We start from the raw sequence: 19,058 nt of genomic DNA on the forward strand, positions 1-19,058 counted from the left end.
GATAGGCGTCATCTCAACAATCCTCACCCTACGGTGGAGGCTGCTGGCGGCCAAACTGCCGAAAGGGGCTGCCTGTGCATGCCTGCCCCTACAAGCCCCCGTCATGCTGGCCACCTAGCTGAAAGGCTACAAGCGAGCCCAGTAGCTTAATCTCAACTTCTAGTACACTGCCCTACAAGCTGATCTGCCCCCTCCGGCCAGCATCAGGCGGCAACCAATGCTGCCTCCCTGATGGTTTTCAGGTTGACTGCCACGTCTCGCATCTCTACAATCATGCCCCAATCGCGCCCGATCCTCTGGTGCTGGCTTGTCCGGCATTATGTTTGGGCCTTCTTTTTTCTGGAACATGGACGTTGCAGCAGCTAGCCCCTCCTAAGCCATTTCGAAACTATGCCGAGCTGGTTGCACTACTAGTTGACAGAGGCATGACCGTACCCGATACCACGCGGGCAGAACGGAAGATCTCTCAAATTGGCTATTATCGGCTCAGTGGCTATTGGCAACCCGCACGTGACTTTGTTCGAGACGAAGCCAAAAATGTTCTTCTTTGCCAAGTAACACGCAAACCGCTCAGGCAAAGCAATTTTTTACCTGGCACATCATTCAATGATGCTGTCGAGCTTTATCTTTTTGATAAAAAGCTTAGGCAGTTGATGCTCGACGCGATTGAGCGGATTGAGATCCAAGTCAGGACGGTGGTTGCGCATGAAGTGGGTTATCATTGCCCAATGGCATACACCGACCCGCAGTTCATACAGCCAAAACAGACCAAAGACTGGACTGACCGCTCCAATAAAAAACGAAACACTTGGTCAGAATGGCAGCAACGTCAGAAAAGTCTTCTGGATCGCAGTCAGGAAGACTCAATTGAATGGCACAGACGGGCGCGCAAAGCTATTCCGTTTTGGGTGGCAGTGGAAGCATGGGATTTTGGCACACTGTCGAAATACTTTGAAATCCTCAAAGGCAGCCATCAAAATCGGATTGCGGCTCGATTAGGTATTAGAGATACCCGTGTTCTAACTCAGTGGTTAAGGGAGATAAATACCTTGCGCAATAGGTGCGCACACCATACTCGCATTTGGAACCAAGTGGCAGCTAACCCACTGTCCGTTTTAGATGACACACCCTATTTTCAAAATCTCTCACTAGACCAGAATGCGCGCTCACGCATATTTGGTTTGATCTGCATTATCTGGCTTCTTGTCCAACGCTTGGGGCCAAGCTCCAGCTGGATACAACAGATAGCAGATCTAATCGACGCGAAGCCTCTCTTGCCTGGATGCCCATTTTCCTCACTTGGGGTTCCGGAAGAAGGATTTCCACGGAAGCTGTTTGAGATTTCATGAATAGTTAAAACCTTTCAACGAAATCACCCAGACCCGCGTCCGCGAGAGGCTCGCAAACGCACGAGTGATCGACGTCCAACTCATTGCCTCTCAGGAGTGCTGTCGGGTAAGCCGTCATTTGCCGGAAACGACGGCCATGCCTGTGGTAAGTGCGGCATGCCACTCGCACGCCGACTGAGGAGCAGAGAAGGGTGATACGACTCCATTGGGGGGCACTGGCTACAGGATGAACGGCTGCAAAATCACCTATCCTACAGTTAAGGAAAGACCTGACCTTGGCAGGCCCAAGAGAAGTCAATCAGTCAAAATACAGTCTTGATGACTTTGTCGACGCCGTTAATTAAGTCATTCACTTCATCCGTAGTGGGATCGGCGGCGTTTTTGTGGCTACACTTATTACGGATGTCACCCAGAAACTGAATGTGTCGATGCTGGGGTAGCTCAATAACCTCTGCAGCTTTAAGGGTGTCATTCAGTGCTGATATGGTTCCTGATTTTTTCGGAAGCCCATGCTTATCGCAGACTTCTTTAAGGTGCCCTTCAAGTACCACCCCAGCTATCGCTCCGGCTGCACGGGAAAACTTGTTTTTCAATAATTCCCTTGCACTACCTAGCTCACTATCAAGTAGGTCTGCCTGCACCATTTGGCGAATATCAAATAATGAAGAATAGAATCGACGCTCAATCGACTCGACGATAGCTAACTGCTGGTCAAAAAGGTTTACCGCAGTTTTCGAATTTACAATGACACTTCCTCCACGTGATGCTTGGATTCCCTGGCAAGCATCCTCGATACGGTATGTGGCAGGTGTTAGCTCTTTGCTGGACTTCGGGCGTTCATACAGCCTAACGAAGTCTAAATGACGATCTGGAAGCAGCAGTTTTACCAGCGGAAGCGCTTCTGAGTACCAATGATGGTAGACCCTTTCAAAAGCAGGGATTGCTGCGAACTCTGCTTTGGCCTTTGCCTCATCTCCTTGATGTTGACGAACGAGAGCGTCTAGATACTCTTGGTCGTAAGCGCTCTTCAGGAGCGCAAGGCTGACTTTATGACCTTCATCAAGCAGTCGCTTAAGATCCTTCTGGTATTTTTCGATGCTCGGAACATCCATCTCTAAGCCTTACCTCTGTTGTGCATGGGTGAGATACGAGAGTAATGTCAAATAGCCTTCTGTGCTACATCCGGTGTTGCAAGACATTCCCCCGCTATCGAGACTCAACGCCAATCGACTATTCGTTTTCCCTATCGGCAGACAATCATTTTTGACAACCCTCACCGACTCAACTAGAGCACAAACATGTCAAGATTCACTCCCCTTGTGTCCTCCCTTCCTGGCTTGAGTGCATCAACTCCTCTAGGTGTTCATTCCAGCCATGACGCGCTCCTGCAATGACTGCGTCATTTCAATCCCTGATCAACCCTCGCAACACCACCCGCGCTTCTTCAGTACGCAAACAGTCGATAAACAACCGGCTCTCCCGCGCCACCGTCGCCTCCAGTTCGGCCCGCTGGCTGTCCTTGAGCAGCCGCTTGCTGATGCGCAGCGCCGCCTGCGGGTAACCTTGCAGCTGCCGCGCCAGCCGCCGTGCGGCGGCCAGGCATTGTTCGCCATCCTCATGCAGCTCGTTGGCCAACCCCCAGGCCACCAACTGTTCGCCATTCAGCAACTCGTTGCCCAGCAGCAAGCGGGCTGCACGGGCCTGGCCAAGCAAGCGAGGCAGCAGCAGGCTGGAGCCAAACTCCGGGCACACACCCAGTGGCGCGAACGGCATGCGCAGCTTGGTCGAACGGCTGACATGCACCTGGTCGCAATGCAACAGCAAGGTGGCACCAATGCCGATGGCCGCGCCACTGACTGCCGCGATCAGCGGCTTGTCCAGGCCCATCACCACCCGCATCAGGCGAAATACCGGGCTGTCCAGATCACCGGGCGGGTTGTCGAGAAAATCGCGCAGGTCGTTGCCCGCGGTGAAGCACTGCGGCCCACCGGTGATGATGATTGCCTCCACACCTGGGTCTTCACTGGCCGCCAACAGCAGGTCGCCCAGCCGCTGGTACATGGCCGTGTTCAGTGCGTTGAGCTTGTCGGGGCGGTTGAAGGCCAGGGTCAGCAGGCCCTGGTCCAGGTCGCGTGTGATCAGGTCGTTCATGGCAGCCGCTTTTGTTGTTGTGGGCAGGAGAGCCAAGGGTTTATCACGCACGCCGGCTTGTTGTACAGTCGTTCAGTCCAGCCCCTGAACCGAGAGCCGCCCATGAACCAGGAAGCCCGCTACCACCGCATGCTGCCGGAGTTGCGCAAAGCCAACCTGGTCGAAGCGACCCTGGTGTGCCTCAAGCGCCATGGCTTCCAGGGAGCTTCGATCCGCAAGATCTCGGCCGAGGCCGGGGTTTCGGTAGGGCTGATCAGCCACCACTACGCCGGCAAGGACGAACTGGTGGCCGAGGCCTACCTGGCGGTTACCGGGCGGGTGATGGGCCTGTTGCGTGAAGCCATGGCCCAGGCCGCGCCCAATGCCCGCGAGCGGTTGTCGGCGTTTTTCCGCGCTTCGTTCTGCGCAGAGTTGCTCGACCCGCAACTGCTTGACGCCTGGCTGGCGTTCTGGGGCGCGGTCAAGACAGCTGATGCAATCAACCAGGTGCACGACCATTCCTATGGCGAGTACCGCAAGGAGCTGAGCCAGCTGCTGGCCTCGCTCGCCGGGGACGAGGGCTGGCAGGGCTTCGATGCCGACCTCGCCGCCATCAGCCTCAGCGCCCTGCTGGACGGCCTGTGGCTGGAGTCGGGGCTCAACCCCGGCACCTTCACGCCCGAGCAGGGCGTGATTATCTGTGAAGCCTGGGTCGATGGCCTGCAAGCCGGTGGTCGGCGCCGTTTCAGCCTGCCCGAGGGCTGTTGATCGCCTGTTCAGTAACGAGTACGCTGCTGGCGCGAGTGTGTAGAACAACACCAATAAAAAGAGACGACACGCAATGACGCCTCGGGTATTGATCGTCGATGACGATCCGCTTATTCGTGACTTGCTGCAGGCCTATCTTTCCCAGGAAGGCTACGACGTACACTGCGCTGATACGGCAGAAAAAGCCGAAGCCCTGCTCGGTAGCCAGGATGTCGACCTGGTGCTGCTGGATATCCGCCTGCCCGGCAAGGACGGCCTCACCCTGACCCGCGAACTGCGGGTGCGCTCGGAGGTGGGCATCATCCTCATCACAGGGCGCAACGACGACATCGACCGCATCGTCGGCCTGGAATGCGGTGCCGATGACTACGTCATCAAACCGCTCAACCCCCGTGAGCTGGTGTCGCGCGCCAAAAACCTGATCCGCCGCGTGCGCCATGCTCGCGAAGTGCACCCCGTGCCGGCCTGTGCGCAGTCGCTGAAGCAGTTTGCCGACTGGGCGCTGGACACCGATCGGCGCCGCCTGATCGACGCCCGTGGCGGGCAAACCTTGCTGACTCATGGCGAGTTCCAACTGCTCAGTGTATTCCTGCGCAACAGCGGCCATACCCTGAGCCGCGACCAGCTGATGGACCAGATTCGCAACCGTGAGTGGGTGCCCAACGACCGCTCCATCGACGTGCTGGTCGGCCGCTTGCGGCGCAAGCTGCACGACGACCCGGCCGAGCCGCAACTGATCATCACCATCCACGGTACTGGCTACCTGTTCACTGCCAGCGTGGCAGCATGACCCCCTGCGCCCTGGGGGTGGCGCTGGTGCTGCTCGCCGTGCAGGCCGGTGCGGCCGAGACGGTGCGCTATTGTGACTACCCGGTGTACCCGCCGATCTCCTGGAGCGATGGCCACCAGGTGCGCGGCCTGGCGCCGACCGTGGTGCGCGAGCTGTTCACCCGCATGGGCTACGACGTGCAGACGGTGGTGCTGGGCAACTGGAAGCGCTGCCTGATGGACGCCGCCGCCGGGCGGGTGGACGTGGTGCTGGCCTACAACAGCGACCAGCGTGACCAGCGCATGCGTTTTTCCACCGAGCCGGTGGTACGCGAAGAAGTGGCGGTGTTCTACAACCGCCTTCGGCCGGTTCGGTTCCAGCGCGTGGAGGACCTTGCGGGCTACCGTGGCGGCCTGCTGTACGGTGAAAGCTACGGCGCCGAATTCGACCGCTTCGTGGCCCGCCACCAGAACATCGAGCGGGTGTCTTCCAGCCAGCAGAACTTCGGCAAGCTGATCCGTGGGCGCATCGATTATGTGATCCAGGAGCGGCGCACCGGCCAACTGTTCATCGAGCACCTGGCCGGGGCGCAGGATATCCGCGTATTGCCCAGCGCCCTGAGCGTGGACTACCTGCGCGTTGCGGTATCGCGGCGATCGCCCCTGAGCCGGCACATGGACGAAATCGACACGCAGTTGCAGCGTATGAACCAGGCCGGAGAGATCGCGCGCTGGCTGGAGCAGAGCGAAGTCACCTACAGGGACATGATCAACCTGCCGGCGGATGCCCGATGATCCCGCTGCGCGCTGACGGCCTGCTGCGCCGCCTGCTGCTGTTCATCCTGTTGTTCAGCCTGTGCTTCACCGTGCTGGCCAGCGGGGTGCAGCTGTACTTCGAGTACCGTCGCGAGATGCGCGACATTGACGCGCGCATGGCACTGATCCGTGCCGGCTACCTGGCCAGCCTGGAGCGCAGCTTGTGGGACCTGGACGAAGCGCAACTGGACACCCAGCTGCGCGGCCTGGTGGACTTTTCCGATGTGGCCCGGGTGCGCCTGGTCAGCGACGACTTCCAACTGCAGCGAGGGGCGGCCGAGCCCAAAGGGCCGCTGCGCGTCGAACGCTTCCCGCTCGACTTTCAGCCCCCTTCGGGGCCTGCCAGGCACCTGGGTGAGCTGGAAGTGACCATTGACCTGGGGGCCGTGCATCAGCGGCTGTATGCCACCGGCTTGACCAGCCTGCTGTGGATGGGTGTGTTTTTGTGCGGGTTGGCGGTGGCGCTGTCGGGGCTTTTCTACCGACTGGTCACCCGCCACCTGCAAGTGATGGCCGAGTTCGCTCGCCGTATTGGCGCCGGCCAGTGGCAGGAGCCGTTGCGCCTGGGCCGCCGCCCTTCATCGCGCCCGGATGAAATCGACACGGTGGCCAATGCCTTGGACGATATGCGCCGCGCCATCCTCAGCGACATCGAGCGCCGCGAGCGTGATCGGCTTGAACTGCAGGACAAGCGCGACGAATTGCAGGCCATGGTCGAGCGGCGTACGGCCAGCCTGGCTCGGGCCAAGGACGAGGCCGAGGCTGCCAACCTGGCCAAGTCGCGCTTTCTGGCGACCATGAGCCATGAGCTGCGTACGCCGCTTAACGGCATTCTGGGCATGGCCGAATTGTTGCGCGGCGGGCGGCTGGAGTTGCCTGACCGTCAGCGTGTCGAGGCCCTGTACAAGGCCGGCGAGGGGCTGCTGGCGATTCTCAACGAAGTGCTGTATTTCGCCCGGCTAGAAGAAGGCGAGAGCCGGGCCGAGCTGGTGGGTTTTTCCTTGCGCCAACTGTGCCAGGAAGTGTTGACGCTGCTTGAGCCCATGGCCAAGGACAACGGCGACACCTTGCACCTGCATATCGATGAGCCGTTGGCCGGGTACCAGCACGGTGCCGAGCAGTACCTGCGCCAGGTGCTCAGCAACCTGCTGGCCAATGCCATCAAGTTCACCGAGCACGGCCAGGTGCAGCTTGGGGTGCGGGTGCTTGCCGGTAGCGAGCACGCGCAGCGCTTGCGGCTGTCGGTCAGTGACAATGGCATCGGCATCGAGCCCGCCGTGCAGGCGAAAATCTTCGACCGCTTCGTCCAGGCCAGCGAGGCGGTGGCCCGTCGCTATGGTGGCACCGGCCTGGGCCTGGCGATCTGCAAGCACCTGGTAGAAAAACTGGGCGGCAGCATCGGCCTGGACAGCGTGCCGGGGCAGGGCAGTTGCTTCTGGTTCGAGCTCGAAATGGCCCATGGGCAACCCGTGCCGGCTCGGTCACCCGCCATGCCGCCCATGCCCAGCCTGGATATCCTGGTGGTCGAAGACGTGGCACTGAACCGCGAGGTGGCGAGTGGGTTGCTACTGCGCGATGGCCATCGGGTGAGCTTTGCCGAAGACGCCGGGCAGGCCCTGCAGGTTTGCGCGCAACGGCGCTTCGACCTGATCCTGCTCGACGTACACTTGCCGGGCATGAGTGGAGTGGAACTGTGCCAGAGGCTGCGTGCCTCGCCCGGACCGAACCGCGCCAGCCGGATTCTGGCGCTGACGGCCGGTGTGCAACCGGGGCAGGTATCGGGTTATCTGGCGGCCGGCATGCAGGGGGTACTGGCCAAGCCGTTGCGGTTGGAGACCCTGCGCAAGGCGTTGGCCGAAGTGGCGCCCAGCGAAGGGGTTGGCACTGACGCAGACATGGACTGGTCGCTGCTGGACACCCACCGTTCGCTGCTGGGTGAGCAGAAGCTGCAGGGCTTGCTGAAGGTGCTGCGCCAGTCACTGGAGCAGCACGCCACGGCACTGGCCGAGGCGCTGCTGGCCCAGGACGTTACCGAAGTGCTGCACCTGGCCCATCGTTTGGCCGGCAGTTGCGACTCCCTGGGCTTTTCTGGCCTGGCTGCGCTATTGCGCTGCCTTGAAGAGGCGGCCCGGCAGCACGACGAACAGGCGTTGAAGGCGCTTGGTGAGCCATTGGCCAGACAGCTCGGCCAGGCCCGCGCCACCCTGGAACAGCTGATCCAGGGCTGACGTACAAAAAACTTACGACTTTTTACATCTTCGATCCGTTCGTACAACGGCGCCTTACATCTGTTTCCAATAATCCATGGCAACCGTGCTGTACGCGGTCCATGAGGCTTACTGGAGACAAGAACAATGACATGCCCTAGTGCTCAGCCCTTCCTTCGCACCACCCCGCGCACCGGCCGCAATGGCGAGGTGCACCATGACTGACACCCACGAGAAGATCCAGCTCACCCGCGCACTGAAAAGCCGCCACATCTTCATGTTGTCGCTGGGCGGGGTGATCGGTACCGGCCTGTTCATGGGCTCGGGCGTGACCATCAACCAGGGCGGCCCGGTGGGCGCGATCCTGGCCTACCTGGTGGCAGGCTTGCTGATGTATCTGGTGATGGTCTGCCTGGGCGAGCTGTCGGTGCAGATGCCGGTGTCCGGCTCGTTCCAGGCCCACGCCACCAAGTTCATCGGCCCCGCCACTGGCTTCATGATCGGCTGGGTGTACTGGATGAGCTGGGCCACTACGGTGGGCCTGGAGTTCACCGCCGCCGGCATGCTGATGACCCGCTGGTTTCCCGAGGTGCCGATCTGGTACTGGTCGGCGCTGTTCGTGGTCGTGCTGTTCGGCCTCAACGCCCTGGCCACCCGCGCTTTTGGCGAGGCGGAGTACTGGTTCTCGGGCATCAAGGTGGCGACCATCCTCGGTTTCATTGTCATTGGCCTGTTGGTGATTTTTGGCGCCATCCCGCTGAGCAGCGGGGCACCGGCACCGATGCTGGACAACCTGGTGGGCGAGTCGCTGTTCCCACACGGCCTGTCGGCGGTCTTCGCCGTGATGATGACCGTGGTCTATGCCTTCCAGGGGTGTGAAATCATGGGGGTGGCCGCCGGTGAGACCGAGCACCCGGAAAAGAGCATCCCACGGGCGGTGCGCAACGTGGTGTTCCGTGTGCTGATCTTCTATGTACTGGCGATTGCCGTGCTGTCGGCCATCGTGCCGTACGAGCAGGCCGGCTTGATGGAAAGCCCGTTCGTGCAGGTGTTCGACATGGTTGGCATCCCTTACGCCGCCGACCTGATGAACTTCGTCATCCTTACCGCCATCCTGTCGGTGGGCAACTCCGGGCTGTATGCGTCCACACGCATTCTGTGGGCCATGTCCAAGAGCGGCATGGCGCCGAAAAGCCTGTCGCCGCTAAGCAAGCGTGGCGTACCGCTGCGGGCGCTGAGCATCACCCTGTGCTTTGCGTTGATCTCGTTGATGACCAGCTTCATTGCCGCCGACACCCTGTTCATGGTGCTGATGGCGGTGAGCGGCATGTCCGGCACCGTGACCTGGATCGTCATTGCCCTGGCGCAATACCGCTTCCGCAAGGCCTACCTGCGTGAGGGGGGGCAATTGCAGGACCTGAAGTACAAGGCCCCGCTTTACCCGTTGGTGCCGCTGCTGTGCATCACCCTGTGCAGTTCGCTGTTCGTGTTCCTGGCGCTGGATGAAACCCAGCGGCCGTCGCTGTACTGGGGCTTTGGCTTCATTGCCCTGTGCTACGCGGCGTATTTCTTCGTCAATCGCCGTCGGCAGGGTGCCTTCGAGCCAAGCGCGCCGGGGGTTTGATGCCGTAGTCCGTTGGTTGCAGGTGTTCGTCGCAGCATTTTTGTTGCCCGTGAGATCGAGCGCCGCCCGCGCGGCGCATCGCGAGCAAGCTCGCTCCTACATTTATTTCGGGCCAGTGTCGCCTGTGCCAACGTACGCGACCGCCTTGTTTGTTCGACGCGATATCGAGCCATGAGCTAAAGCGTACGCGCGCAAATCCCACAGGAATAATTGGCCCGAAACAAATGTAGGAGCGAGCTTGCTCGCGATGCGCCGCGCGGGCGGCGCTCGATCTCACAGGCGGTAAACATGTTGTGACATGCACAACAAAAACCAAGTTGTGCGAAGTTGTAACAGCCCATCCCGCCTTGTTGAACACTCGTTTAGTATCTCCCTCGTCAGCCCCTCAAATAGACACAACAATACCGAGGCCCATATGACCACCCCGTCGTCGTCTCTGTTGAGCAAGGTCGAAGCCGGCGTTGCCTGGATCACCCTCAACCGCCCCGAGCAGCGCAACGCGCTGGATATCCCCACCCTCAAGCAGCTGCACGCCTTGCTCGACAGCTACAACGGCGACCCGGCCGTACGCGTGGTGGTATTGACCGGCAGCGGCCGCAGCTTCTGCGCCGGTGCCGACCTGGCCGAGTGGGCCGCCGCCGAGGCAGCGGGCACCCTGGAAACCTATGGCTGGACCGAAACCGCCCACGCCCTGATGTTGCGCTTGCACAGCCTCGACAAACCCACCCTCGCTGCCATCAACGGCACCGCCGTGGGTGGGGGCATGGACCTCAGCCTGTGCTGCGACCTGCGCATCGCCGCCGCCTCGGCGCGCTTCAAGGCCGGTTACACCAGCATGGGCTACAGCCCCGATGCCGGCGCCAGCTGGCACCTGCCTCGGCTGATCGGCAGTGAACAGGCCAAGCGCCTGTTGTTCCTCGATGAACTGTGGGGCGCCGAACGCGCCCTGGCAGCCGGGCTGGTCAGCGAAGTGTGCCCTGACGAACAACTGCCCGCCGTAGCCGCCGAACTGGCCGGGCGCCTGGCCAACGGCCCGACCTTCGCCTACGCGCAAACCAAGCGGCTGATCCGCGACGGCGCCCGGCGCACCCTGGCCGAACAGCTGGAAGCCGAGCGCCACGCCGGCCTGCTGTGTGGCCGTAGCCAGGACGGCGCCGAGGCGCTGCAAGCCTCGGTTGAACGTCGCGCCCCCCGTTTCACCGGCCAGTAACCCGATACCGACCCTGACCAGGACCTTCGCAGATGAATTTCCAACTGACCCAAGAACAAGAAATGTTGGTGGAAGCGGTACGCAGCTTTGTTGCCAAAGAGCTGCTGCCCCATGAGGAAGCGGTGGACCGTGCCGATGCCGTGTCCCCGGAACTGGCCGCGCAGATCCGTGGCAAAGCCCTCGCTGCCGGGTTCTACGCGTTCAACATGCCCGAGGAAGTCGGCGGCGGTGGCCTGGACTACCTGTCCCAGGCGCTGATCGAACGCGAGCTGTCCAAGGTGTCCTGGGCGCTGCATGTGTTCGTTGCCCGGCCTTCGAAAATCCTCATGGCCTGTAAAGATGAGCAGATCAACGACTACCTGCTGCCCTGCGTACAGGGCGAGAAAACCGATTGCTTCGCCCTCACCGAGCCGGGGGCCGGCTCTGATGCCAACGCCATCAAGACCCGCGCCGTGCGCCAGGGCGATGACTTTGTCATCAATGGCAGCAAGCACTTCATCAGCCACGCGGGCCATGCCGATTTCGCCATTGTCTTTGCCGTCACCGACACCTACGAGCACAACGGCCGCAAGCGCAACGCGGTCACGGCCTTCCTGGTGGACCGTGGTACGCCGGGCATGACCATCCGCCGTGGCCCCAAGTGCGTGAGCAACCGCGGCTATCACACGTATGAGCTGTTCTTCGACGATTGCCGGGTGCCGGCCAGCAAGGTGCTGGGTGAAGTCGACAAAGGCTGGGAAGTGGCCAACGCCTGGCTTACCGCCGGCCGGGTGATGGTTGCCGCCAACTGCGTAGGCCAGGCCCAGCGCGCCCTCGACCTGTCGCTGCAATGGGCCGCCGACCGCAAGCAGTTCGGCCAGGCCATTGGCAGCTATCAAGGTGTGTCGTTCAAGCTGGCCGACATGGCCACGCAGATCCGCGCTGCGGAAATGCTCACCCTGCACACTGCCTGGAAGATGGACCAGGGCAGCATGACCGATGGCGAGGCCGGCATGGCCAAATTGTTCGCCAGTGAAGTGCTGGGCAAGGTGGCCGACGAAGCCGTGCAGATCTTCGGTGGCATGGGCCTGATGGATGAAGGGCCGGTCGAGCGCATCTGGCGCAATGCGCGCATCGAGCGCATCTGGGAGGGCACCTCGGAAATCCAGCGGCACATCATCGCCCGTGAACTGCTGCGCCCGCTGCTGCGCTGACCGGCCTGGAGAACGCACATGTCGCAATCGATTCGTGACAACCTCAAGCGCCTGCTGGCGCCCCGGCACTTGGCCTTCGTTGGCGGGCGCAGCATGGCGCGGGCGCTCAAGCGCTGCGCGGAAGGGGGCTTTGGTGGCGAGCTGTGGCTGGTCAACCCGCAGCACGAAAGCCTGGAGGGCATCCCTTGTGTAGCGCGGGTGGCCGACTTGCCCTATGCCCCGGACGCGGTGTTCATCGCCACCAACCGCGAGCTGACCTTGCAGTGTGTGGCCGAGTTGGCTGCACGCGGGGCCGGTGGCGCCATCTGCTATGCCTCGGGCTTTGCCGAGTGTGGTGAGGAGGGCCGCCAGTTGCAGCAGTGCCTGCTTGACGCTGCTGGCGACATGGCCTTGCTCGGCCCCAACTGCTACGGCCTGCTCGACTACCTGCACGGCGCCGCCCTGTGGCCGGTGGCCCATGGCGGTAAACAGGTGGAGAAGGGCGTGGCGATTCTCACCCAGAGCGGCAACTTTGCCTACAACCTGTCCATGAGCGACCGCTCGCTGCCGGTGGCCTACATGGCCTCGGTCGGTAACCAGGCGCAACTGGGTGTGGCCGAGTTGATGGACGTGTTGCTTGACGACCCACGGGTAACGGCGATCGGCCTGCATCTGGAAGGCCTGAAAAACGTGCCGGGCTTCGCGCGTGCCGCTCACAAAGCGCTGCAACAGGGCACGCCGATCATTGCCCTGAAAACGGGCGTGTCGCAGATCGGTGCTGAACTGGCGCTCAGCCACACCAGCTCGTTGTCCGGCTCCGATGCCTTGTACGACAGCCTGTTCCAGCGCTTGGGCGTGATCCGTGTCAGTGGCCCGGTCAGCTTTGTCGAAACCCTCAAGGCCGCCGCTTGCGGGCACTTGCCGGCAGATGGCGAGCTGATCGCACTGGCTTGCTCAGGCGGTGATGCCGGGCTGATTGCCGACTATGCCGAGCGAAACCGGTTGAACCTTCCACCGCTTGAACCAGAGCAGGTGACGGCACTGACCCGCGTGCTGCCGGCCTATGCCAACCTGGTCAACCCGCTGGATTTCACCACGGCCATCTGGGGCGATGAAGCGGCCCTGCAGCGCATGCTCGACAGCACCCTGAGCGGGCCAGCCGGTGCTGCCATGCTGGTGCTGGATTACCCGGCGGCCTTTACCGGCGAGCGCAAGGAGTGCGACCTGCTGCTAGGGCTTTACTGCGATGCGCTGGCGCGCCACGGCAAGATCGGTTTCGTCACCTCGGCCTTCCCGGAGCTGCTGCCCGCCAGCGCGCGCGAGCGCCTGCATGCGCGGGGCATCGCCGCCCTGCAAGGCGTCGAGGACGGCTTGGCGGCCTGGGGCCGCATCGTCGGCTACCAACGCAACCGCCAGCGGCTGCTGGAGCAGGGCGAGGCAGCACACGTCCCGTTATGCCCGCAGGCCCTCACAGGCGAAAGCCGGTTGCTGGATGAATGGCAATCCAAGCAAGCACTGCGCGCCTTTGGCTTGCCGGTGCCAGCGGGCGTACTGAGCACGCCCGAGCGTGCCGTGGCAGACGCCGCACGCGTGGGTTACCCGCTGGTGCTGAAGGCCGTCAGCGCGCAGTTGCCACACAAGACCGAAGCCGGTGCGGTGGCGCTGAACCTGCGCGATGCTGCAGCGCTGGAAGCCGCACTGGTGCAGATGCGCCAGCGCATCGCCGCCTACGCCCCGCACGTAGCATTCGACCAGGTACTGCTCGAACCCATGGCCGAGCCGCCGCTGGCCGAGGTGATCGTTGGCATCAAGCGTGAACACGACTTCGCCCTGGCTCTGGTGATCGGTGCCGGAGGCGTGTTGGTCGAACTGCTCAAAGACAGCGTCAGCCTGTTGCTGCCCACCACCGACAGCGCCATTCGTGCCGCACTGCTGAACCTGCGCAGCGCCAGCCTGCTGCAAGGCTTCCGTGGTCGCCCGGCCGCCGACCTCGACGCCTTGGTTGCAGCCATCCGCGCGGTGGCCGACTACGCCTGCGAAAACGCCGGGCACCTGCTGGAACTGGATGTGAACCCATTGATGGTGGGTGCCCGTGGCACCACTGCGGTCGACGCGTTGATCCGTCTCGGCCAGGCGCAAGGAGAACGACATGAATAACCACAGCATAACTGCCGGCCAGGCGCTGGTACGCCTGTTGGCCAATTACGGCGTGGAGACCGTGTTCGGCATCCCCGGCGTGCATACCCTGGAGCTGTACCGTGGTCTGGCGGGCAGTGGCATCCGCCATGTGCTGACCCGCCACGAGCAGGGCGCCGGTTTCATGGCCGACGGCTACGCACGGGTCAGTGGCAAGCCTGGGGTGTGCTTTGTCATCACCGGCCCGGGCGTGACCAACGCCGCCACCGCCATCGGCCAGGCCTATGCCGACTCCATCCCGATGCTGGTGATTTCCAGCGTCAACCACACTGCCAGCCTGGGCAAGGGCTGGGGCTGCCTGCACGAAACCCAGGACCAGCGCGCCATGACAGCGCCGATCACCGCGTTTTCCGCTGTGGCCCTGCGCGGCGACGACCTGCCCGAGCTGATCGCCCGCGCCTGGGCCGTGTTCGACAGCGAACGGCCGCGCCCGGTGCACATTTCGGTGCCGCTGGACGTGCTGGCCGCGCCGGTAAGCCGCGACTGGAGCAGTGAGGTGGTGCGCCGCCCCGGCCGTGGCCAGCCGTGCCGGGAAACCCTCGACCGGGCGGCCCTGAAGCTGGCGGCGGCCAAGCGGCCGATGATCATTGCCGGCGGGGGGGCGCTGCACGCTGCCGAGCCACTGGCGCAGTTGAGCACTCGCCTGGCGGCACCGGTGTTCACCAGCGTGGCCGGCAAGGGCCTGCTGCCACCGGACGCGCCACTCAATGCCGGCTCTAGCCTGTGCGTGGAGCCCGGTTGGCAACTCATCAGCGAGGCCGATGTGGTGCTGGCCGTGGGCACCGAAATGGCCGACACCGACTTCTGGCGCGAGCGCCTGCCGATCACGGGTGAACTGCTGCGCGTGGACATCGACCCGCGCAAGTTCAACGACTTCTACCCCTGTGCCATGGCCCTGCACGGCGATGCCCGGCAAACCCTGTGCGGCTTGCTCGACCACCTGCCGGAGCTCGCCCGCGAACCGGCTCAGGCCCACGACGCCGTGGCCAACCTGCGCCAGGCCATCCGCAACGGGCATGCGCCACTGCAGGCCACGCACCAGGCCATTCTGGACCGCATTGCCGCCGTGCTGCCCGACGACGCGTTCATCAGCAGCGACATGACCCAGTTGGCCTACACCGGCAACTACGCCTTCCCCAGCCGGGCGCCCCGCAGCTGGCTGCACCCCACCGGCTACGGCACGCTCGGCTACGGCCTGCCGGCCGGCATCGGTGGCATGCTCGCCACCGATCACCGCCCGGGCCTGGTGCTGGTGGGCGACGGCGGTTTTCTTTACACCGCCCAGGAACTGGCCACTGCGGTCGAAGAACTGGACCGCCCGTTGGTCGTGCTGCTGTGGAACAATGACGCCCTCGGTCAGATCCGTGACGACATGCTCGGCCTGGACATCGAACCGGTCGGCGTACTGCCGCGCAACCCGGACTTCATCGGCCTGGCCCGCGCCTTTGGTTGCGCAGTGCGCCAGCCGCGAGACCTGGACGCGCTGCAGGCCGACCTGGCCATTGGCTTCGCCACACCCGGCGTGACCTTTATCGAACTCAAACACACCTGTGTGTGCTAAACCGCGCACAACACCCATAACAAGAGAAACCACCATGCCATTTCGCCGTACCCTTCTGGCCGCTTCCCTGGCCCTGCTGATCACTGGCCAGGCTCCGCTGTACGCCGCGCCGCCGCTGTCGATGGACAACGGCACCACCGCCTTGACCGTGCAAAACAGCAACGCCTGGGTCGAAATCAGCGCCAGCGCCCTGCAACACAACATCCGCACCTTGCAGGCCGAACTGGCCGGCAAGTCCAAGCTGTGTGCCGTGCTCAAGGCCGATGCCTATGGCCACGGTGTCGGCCTGGTGATGCCGTCGATCATTGCCCAGGGCGTGCCCTGCGTGGCGGTGGCCAGCAACGAGGAGGCCCGCGTGGTCCGCGCCAGTGGCTTCACCGGGCAACTGGTGCGGGTACGCCTGGCCAGCCTCAGCGAAGTGGAAGACGCCTTGCAGTACGACATGGAAGAACTGGTGGGCAGTGCCGAATTCGCCCGCCAGCTCGACGCCATCGCCGAGCGCCATGGCAAGCCGTTGCGCATCCACCTGGCGCTCAACTCCAGCGGCATGAGCCGCAACGGGGTAGAGATGACCACCTGGTCCGGCCGTGGTGAAGCACTGCAGATCACCGACCAGAAGCACCTCAAGCTGGTCGCGCTGATGACCCACTTTGCGGTGGAAGACAAGGACGATGTGCGCAAGGGCCTGGCAGCGTTCAACGAGCAGACCGACTGGCTGATCAAGCACGCCAAGCTCGACCGCAGCAAGCTCACCCTGCACGCCGCCAACTCGTTCGCTACGCTGGAGGTGCCGGAAGCGCGCCTGGACATGGTGCGCACCGGTGGCGCGCTGTTCGGTGACACCGTGCCGAGCCACACCGAGTACCAGCGCGCCATGCAGTTCAAGTCGCGTGTGGCTGCCGTGCACAGCTACCCGGCCGGCAATACCGTCGGTTACGACCGCACCTTTACCTTGGCCCGCGACTCTCGGCTGGCCAATATCACTGTCGGCTATTCCGACGGTTACCGCCGGGCGTTTACCAACAAGGGCCATGTGCTGATCAACGGCCACCGTGTGCCGGTAGTGGGCAAGGTGTCGATGAACACGCTGATGGTGGACGTTACCGACTTCCCGGATGTGAAGGGGGGCAACGAAGTGGTGCTGTTCGGCAAGCAGGCCGGGGGCGAAATCACCCAGGCCGAAATGGAAGACATCAACGGCGCGTTGCTCGCCGACCTGTACACCGTGTGGGGCAGTTCCAACCCGAAGATCCTCGTCGACTGAACCCGCCATTGAAGGGAGATTGCCATGCGCTACGCCACGCTCACCCAACGCATCGCCGGCGACGGGGCTGCGGCCTGGGACATCCACTACCGCGCCCTGGCGCTGCAGGCCGAGGGCAAGGACATCCTGTTGCTGTCGGTGGGTGACCCGGACTTCGACACCCCTGCGCCGATTGTCCAGGCGGCCATCGACAGCCTGCGAGCGGGCCACACCCATTACGCCGATGTGCGCGGCAAGCTGGCGCTGCGCCAGGCCATCGCCAACCGCCACCGGCAGCGTAGCGGCCAGGCGGTCAGCGCAGACCAGGTGACCGTGTTGGCGGGTGCCCAGTGCGCGCTGTACTGCGTGGCCCAGTGCGTGCTGGACCCGGGCGACGAGGTGATCGTTGCCGAGCCCATGTATGTCACGTACGAGGCCGTTTTCGGTGCTTGTGGTGCCAAGGTGGTACCGGTGCCGGTCAAGCCGGAGAACGGTTTTCGTGTCTGCCCGCGAGACGTGGCCGAGCGCATCACGCCGCGCACCCGCGCGCTGGCCCTGAACAGCCCGCACAACCCCTCGGGTGCAAGCCTGCCCCGTGCGACCTGGGAAGCACTCGCCGAATTGTGCATCGCCCATGACCTGTGGCTGATCTCCGACGAGGTGTACAGCGAGCTGCTGTACGAGGGTGAACATGTGAGCCCAGCCAGTCTGCCGGGTATGGCCGAACGCACCGCCACCCTCAACAGCCTGTCGAAGTCGCATGCCATGACGGGCTGGCGGGTGGGCTGGGTAGTCGGTTCGGCTGAACTGGCCACGCACCTGGAAAACCTCGCCTTGTGCATGCTGTATGGCTCGCCTGACTTCATTCAGGACGCTGCGGTGGTGGCGCTGGAGCAGCAACTGCCTGAACTGGACGCCATGCGCGAGGCCTATCGCCAGCGCCGTGATCTGGTGTGCGAGCAACTGGCTGGCTGCCCGGGCCTCAAGGCGTTGAAGCCCGATGGTGGCATGTTCGTGATGGTTGATATCCGCGAAACCGGCCTCAGTGCCCAGGCCTTTGCCGACCGCCTGCTGGACAGCCAGGGCGTGTCGGTACTGGCCGGCGAAGCCTTTGGCCCCAGCGCCGCCGGGCATATTCGCCTGGGGCTGGTGCTGGGCAACGAGGCGCTGGTCGATGCCTGCCAGCGCATCGCCCGCTGTGCCGGCGAGCTGATGCAAGGCTAAGCGACGGCGGTAAAACAACCTGTTTTGTGCAAGGAGAACACGAGTGAATGTACTGATCGTCCACGCTCACCCCGAGCCACAATCGTTTACCGCCGCACTGCGCGACCAGGCCGTGGAAACCTTCCGTGCCCAGGGCCACCAGGTGCAGCTCAGCGACTTGTACGCCATGGGCTGGAACCCGGTGGCCAGTGCCGAAGACTTTACCCAGCGTGAGAACCCGGAGTATCTGGTGTATGCCCTGGAGCAACGCCAGGGGGTCAAGCGCGGTGCCATTGCCGAGGACATCCAGCAGGAGCTGGACAAGCTGCTGTGGGCTGACCTGCTGGTGCTTAACTTCCCGATCTTCTGGTTCTCGGCGCCGGCCATGCTCAAGGGCTGGATCGACCGGGTGCTGGTGTCGGGGGTGTGCTATGGCGGCAAGCGCTTCTACGACCAGGGTGGTTTGGCGGGCAAGAAGGCGCTGGTGACCGTGACCCTCGGCGGGCGCGAGCACATGTTTGGCGAAGGGGCGATTCATGGGCCGCTGGAAGACATGTTGCGGCCGATTCTGCGGGGTACGCTGGCCTATGTGGGGTTCGAGGTGTTGCCGCCGTTCGTGGCTTGGCATGTGCCGTATATCAGCGATGAGGCGCGGCAGGGCTTCTTGCAGCAGTACCGACAGCGGCTGGAGCAGCTCTCGGATGATCAGCCGCTGGTGTTCCCGCGGTTGGCGCAGTTCGATGAGGCGCTGTACCCGCTGACCTGATCTTTCTCCTGTACCAACCCTTGGGGCCGCAACGCGGCCCCAACC

General features: G+C 63.0%; 15 protein-coding genes. 13 read left to right on the forward strand and 2 right to left on the reverse strand.

What is annotated here, in order from left to right; all coding sequences use genetic code 11:
• Positions 1–425 precede the first annotated feature (425 nt).
• On the forward strand, positions 426–1,349 hold the full coding sequence (locus QQ992_RS10520) for an Abi family protein (RefSeq protein WP_286113308.1): 924 nt from the start codon (positions 426–428) through the stop codon (positions 1,347–1,349).
• A gap of 302 nt (positions 1,350–1,651) precedes the next feature.
• On the opposite strand, the gene QQ992_RS10525 is transcribed toward QQ992_RS10520, so the two are convergent.
• Both QQ992_RS10525 and QQ992_RS10530 read right to left on the reverse strand, forming a co-directional pair.
• Positions 1,652–2,461 (reverse strand): hypothetical protein, encoded by an 810-nt coding sequence (locus tag QQ992_RS10525; RefSeq protein ID WP_286113309.1) that lies wholly within the window; start codon positions 2,459–2,461, stop codon positions 1,652–1,654.
• A 292-nt stretch (positions 2,462–2,753) separates the two neighbouring features.
• Entirely contained in the window at positions 2,754–3,500 is a 747-nt protein-coding gene (locus QQ992_RS10530; RefSeq protein WP_286113310.1) for an enoyl-CoA hydratase-related protein, read from the reverse strand.
• A gap of 102 nt (positions 3,501–3,602) precedes the next feature.
• On the opposite strand from QQ992_RS10530, the gene QQ992_RS10535 reads away from it, so the two are divergent.
• The 12 genes from QQ992_RS10535 to QQ992_RS10590 all read left to right on the forward strand — a co-directional run bounded on the left by QQ992_RS10535 (position 3,603) and on the right by QQ992_RS10590 (position 19,013).
• Positions 3,603–4,247: a TetR family transcriptional regulator C-terminal domain-containing protein gene (locus QQ992_RS10535; protein ID WP_105948519.1), complete on the forward strand. Its 645-nt coding sequence runs from the start codon at positions 3,603–3,605 to the stop codon at positions 4,245–4,247.
• A 73-nt stretch (positions 4,248–4,320) separates the two neighbouring features.
• Complete coding sequence (locus QQ992_RS10540; protein ID WP_016715658.1) at positions 4,321–5,037, forward strand: response regulator; 717 nt, start codon at positions 4,321–4,323, stop codon at positions 5,035–5,037.
• Positions 5,034–5,810 carry a substrate-binding periplasmic protein gene (locus QQ992_RS10545; protein WP_286113311.1) on the forward strand — a complete coding sequence of 259 codons (777 nt, stop codon included), beginning with the start codon at positions 5,034–5,036 and terminating at the stop codon, positions 5,808–5,810. The genes QQ992_RS10540 and QQ992_RS10545 overlap by 4 nt, the downstream gene beginning before the upstream one ends.
• Positions 5,807–8,059, forward strand: a complete 2,253-nt coding sequence (locus QQ992_RS10550) for an ATP-binding protein (RefSeq protein WP_286113312.1) — start codon at positions 5,807–5,809, stop codon at positions 8,057–8,059. The genes QQ992_RS10545 and QQ992_RS10550 overlap by 4 nt, the downstream gene beginning before the upstream one ends.
• A gap of 196 nt (positions 8,060–8,255) precedes the next feature.
• Positions 8,256–9,662: an amino acid permease gene (locus QQ992_RS10555; RefSeq protein ID WP_119369579.1), complete on the forward strand. Its 1,407-nt coding sequence runs from the start codon at positions 8,256–8,258 to the stop codon at positions 9,660–9,662.
• A gap of 415 nt (positions 9,663–10,077) precedes the next feature.
• Positions 10,078–10,872: an enoyl-CoA hydratase/isomerase family protein gene (locus QQ992_RS10560; protein ID WP_286113313.1), complete on the forward strand. Its 795-nt coding sequence runs from the start codon at positions 10,078–10,080 to the stop codon at positions 10,870–10,872.
• Positions 10,873–10,904: 32 nt separating this feature from the next.
• Positions 10,905–12,065: an acyl-CoA dehydrogenase family protein gene (locus QQ992_RS10565; protein WP_105948524.1), complete on the forward strand. Its 1,161-nt coding sequence runs from the start codon at positions 10,905–10,907 to the stop codon at positions 12,063–12,065.
• A gap of 18 nt (positions 12,066–12,083) precedes the next feature.
• Positions 12,084–14,201, forward strand: coding sequence for an acetate--CoA ligase family protein (locus tag QQ992_RS10570; protein ID WP_286113314.1), 2,118 nt, complete (start codon positions 12,084–12,086; stop codon positions 14,199–14,201).
• A complete protein-coding gene (locus tag QQ992_RS10575) occupies positions 14,194–15,801 on the forward strand; it encodes a 5-guanidino-2-oxopentanoate decarboxylase (RefSeq protein WP_286113315.1) in 1,608 nt (535 codons plus the stop codon). The genes QQ992_RS10570 and QQ992_RS10575 overlap by 8 nt, the downstream gene beginning before the upstream one ends.
• A 34-nt stretch (positions 15,802–15,835) precedes the next feature.
• Complete coding sequence (gene alr / locus QQ992_RS10580) at positions 15,836–17,065, forward strand: alanine racemase (protein WP_286113316.1); 1,230 nt, start codon at positions 15,836–15,838, stop codon at positions 17,063–17,065.
• Positions 17,066–17,089: 24 nt separating this feature from the next.
• On the forward strand, positions 17,090–18,268 hold the full coding sequence (locus QQ992_RS10585; RefSeq protein ID WP_286113317.1) for a pyridoxal phosphate-dependent aminotransferase: 1,179 nt from the start codon (positions 17,090–17,092) through the stop codon (positions 18,266–18,268).
• Positions 18,269–18,311: 43 nt separating this feature from the next.
• Positions 18,312–19,013 (forward strand): NAD(P)H-dependent oxidoreductase, encoded by a 702-nt coding sequence (locus tag QQ992_RS10590; protein ID WP_286113318.1) that lies wholly within the window; start codon positions 18,312–18,314, stop codon positions 19,011–19,013.
• Positions 19,014–19,058 lie beyond the last annotated feature (45 nt).

It is taken from the genome of Pseudomonas kurunegalensis, from assembly GCF_030291635.1.
Lineage (GTDB): Bacteria > Pseudomonadota > Gammaproteobacteria > Pseudomonadales > Pseudomonadaceae > Aquipseudomonas > Aquipseudomonas monteilii.